Raw genomic sequence first — 2,951 nt, forward strand, 5'->3', positions numbered from 1 at the left:
TTTAAATAAATATTTTGGATAATAATTCCAACGATAAAAATATAAAAAATATAATCAGATTAAAAAAGAAATTGAAAGAACAGCATGACAAAATAAAAAAAGGCAAAGAAAAAAAATTAAAAACAAATAACAAGAAAGAAAATATTAAGAAAAATAATAAAAAAATCATTCTTCTTAAAGATATAAAAGAAATAAAAGATACGAATAAAAATAAAAAAGAATATTTGGATTTTATAAATAGTTTTTGGGATTTATATTTTAGCAATATTTGACGGAGCGGTTATATGTCGAAATTCGGTTTATCGTTGGGAGGAGGCGGAGGACTCGGAAGCTATCAAATCGGAGTTTGGAGAGCCTTGAAAGAATACGAAATTGACAAAAGAATCGAAGCCATATCGGGAACTTCTGTAGGAATACTCAACGCATGTTTAATCGCGCAAAACGATTACGAGATAGCGGAATATATTTGGAAAAACGAAATTGAAAATAATATTCTTTCTAAAAAAAAGCCGAGCATGAAAAATAATTATATATCGTCCAACGGAATATTTAGCCGAGGAGGTTTGCTTGAAATAATAGATAAGTATTTGAATTTGGATATAATAGCCGATTATCCATGCCCGATTTACGCGGCGGCGGTTAATCTAAAAACTATCGATGTCGTTTATTTCAAATTGAACGGAAAAAGTCATTCTCAAATAAAAGAAATAATGATGGCAAGCAGCGCTATACCGATTATATTCGGCAGGCAAAAAATAGAAGACGCCGATTATGTTGACGGCGGAGTGGAAATTTTAAACGGAGACAATTTGCCGTTAAAACCTTTATATGACGAAGGATGCTCTCAAATAATAGCGATAAGCATGTATAAAGAAACGATTATAGAAAAAGACGAAAAATGCAAAGTTTACGAAATCATACCGAGCAAGGATTTGGGAGATTTCAGAACGGGAGCGATGGATTTTTCGCTTAAAGGAGCGAGAATGAGATTGGAAGAAGGATATAAAGATACGATTAAAATATTAAAGCCTATTTTTAGAATGGGTAAAACGCAGGCGGAATCATTATATTTAAATAAAAAATTGTATAAAGAAGAAATTAAAAACGAAATAAATAAAAAAGTTTTGAAAGATAAATTGAATAAAGCGATAAACGATTTGAAAATAAACGAAGATAATTCTTAAAAATTTTATCGTGATGCTATCATAAATTTTCTAAACTATCAATTATAACCGCAAAATTCATTCCTAGCGAAGCCTTTATTAAAATTGCGGTGTCTTCTTTTATAAATTCTTTTATTTTAGAAATCGAATCTTCAGCTTTCTTAAAATAATATTTTTCGCAATTAACCGTTTCGTAAATATATTTTGAATAATTTCCGCAGGCTATGACGACATTTATATTATTTAAAGAGTTGATTAAATTACCAATCTCTCTATGATAGAATTCGCTTTTCGGTTCGGTTTCGAGCATATCGCCTATAACGGTAATTTTTTTCTTTTCCTCTCTTTTGGATAAATAATTAATCATATTTTTCAACGCGGATGGATTGGAATTGTAGCAATCCTTTATTATTACGCAGTTGTTTATATTTTTTATTTGCATTCGATTTTTGGGAGATTTATAATTTATTAAAATTTTAGAACATTCTTTTAAGTCGACATTGTATATTTCAGCAATTTTAATAGCCGACAATATATTGCTCAAATTAAAATCTCCGATTAAATTATGTTTGAAAACAATTCCTTTATATTCAAAAGTTTCGTTATCAATTTTAATTATGTCTTTAATTTCGGTTTCGATTATTTTTATATTTTTCTTTTTAGCTTCTTCGATTAATATATTTACTTCATTTGAATTTTTATTTATTATCGCTATTGCGTTTTTTTTCGTATTATTAAAAAGTTCGCTTTTTGCCAAAGCTATATTTTTTATAGAGCCTAAATGAGCGATATGAACGGCTTCTATATTATTTATTAAAACGGCGTTCGATTCTATCGCTTCGGATATTCTTAAAAGTTCGTTTTTATGATTCATTCCCGCTTCGATGACGGCGATTTGAAAACTATCGTCCAAATTAAAAATCGTTTTAGGAACTCCGATTTCGTTATTTAAATTTCCTTCCGTTTTAAGAACTTTATATTTTGTCGACAAAAATAAAGCGGTTAATTCTTTAGTCGTAGTTTTTCCGCAACTTCCCGTTATCGCAATAATCGGAATATCGAATCTGCGTCTATATTCTCTCGCAAGTTTTATAAAAAAAATAATCGTGTCGTTATGGTAAAAAACTTTCGCGTCTTCGGGCATTTTTATATTTTCGCTTAAAATAAAATATCGGCAACCTTTATTGTAGCACTCCGAGGCGAAATTATTTCCGTTAAATTTTTCCCCTTTAATCGCCAAAAAAATTTTATCGTTATCGAATTCTTCTCTGCTGTCGGTTGAAATATATAATTCTTTATTTTCTTCTTTTTCTATATTATTCGTGTAATCGGCTTTAAGTTCTTTTGAAACTTTTATTATATCTTTTAAGCAAGTTTTTCCCATAAATATTTTTCCATATATTTTTAAGTTTTTAATTGTAGATTCATTATAAATAATTTTATAAAAGAAAGCAAAATTCTTGTTATCTTTTGATGATAATGTCACCTCCAAAGATATGCAGATAAAAAACTACATTGTTATTAAATTTTATAACTTTATAATCCGATATTTTTATAAATAATTAATAAAATTTTTTGTTTGACTTTTTTATAAGTTTGTTATATTATATATAGATTGAATAAAAAATTTAGTCATTACGAAGATTTGAAAAATCCGAGGCTAAAGCCCGCCGTTGGCGAGTAATCTAAATTAGAATTGGTGCTTTTCTTAATAACAATGTGGCTTCAGCCCATTGTGTTAACATTTCAGAGAGAAGCATGCAAGGGGTTCGCCATAGGCGTCCCGTT

The 2,951-nt window shown here is 28.8% G+C and carries 3 protein-coding genes; 2 read left to right on the plus strand and 1 reads right to left on the minus strand.

Annotation, left to right across the window (positions count from 1 at the left end; all coding sequences use genetic code 11):
* Window positions 1–14 precede the first annotated feature (14 nt).
* Both EZH24_RS09595 and EZH24_RS09600 read left to right on the plus strand, forming a co-directional pair.
* Window positions 15–272: a hypothetical protein gene (locus tag EZH24_RS09595; protein WP_137998935.1), complete on the plus strand. Its 258-nt coding sequence runs from the start codon at window positions 15–17 to the stop codon at window positions 270–272.
* 12 nt (window positions 273–284) lie between these two features.
* Window positions 285–1,184: a patatin-like phospholipase family protein gene (locus EZH24_RS09600; protein WP_137998936.1), complete on the plus strand. Its 900-nt coding sequence runs from the start codon at window positions 285–287 to the stop codon at window positions 1,182–1,184.
* Window positions 1,185–1,203: 19 nt separating this feature from the next.
* Here EZH24_RS09600 and EZH24_RS09605 read toward each other — a convergent pair whose 3' ends face one another.
* Complete coding sequence (locus EZH24_RS09605; protein ID WP_137998937.1) at window positions 1,204–2,547, minus strand: UDP-N-acetylmuramoyl-tripeptide--D-alanyl-D-alanine ligase; 1,344 nt, start codon at window positions 2,545–2,547, stop codon at window positions 1,204–1,206.
* Window positions 2,548–2,951: the final 404 nt, after the last annotated feature.

Source organism: Brachyspira catarrhinii (genome assembly GCF_005518285.1).
Taxonomy (GTDB): Bacteria; Spirochaetota; Brachyspiria; order Brachyspirales; family Brachyspiraceae; genus Brachyspira; species Brachyspira catarrhinii.

Coding starts and splice junctions, on each gene's coding strand:
- EZH24_RS09605 (WP_137998937.1), bottom strand. CDS start 2,547: ATGGGAAAAACTTGCTTAAAAGATATAATAAAAGTTTCAAAAGAACTT.
- EZH24_RS09600 (WP_137998936.1), top strand. CDS start 285: ATGTCGAAATTCGGTTTATCGTTGGGAGGAGGCGGAGGACTCGGAAGC.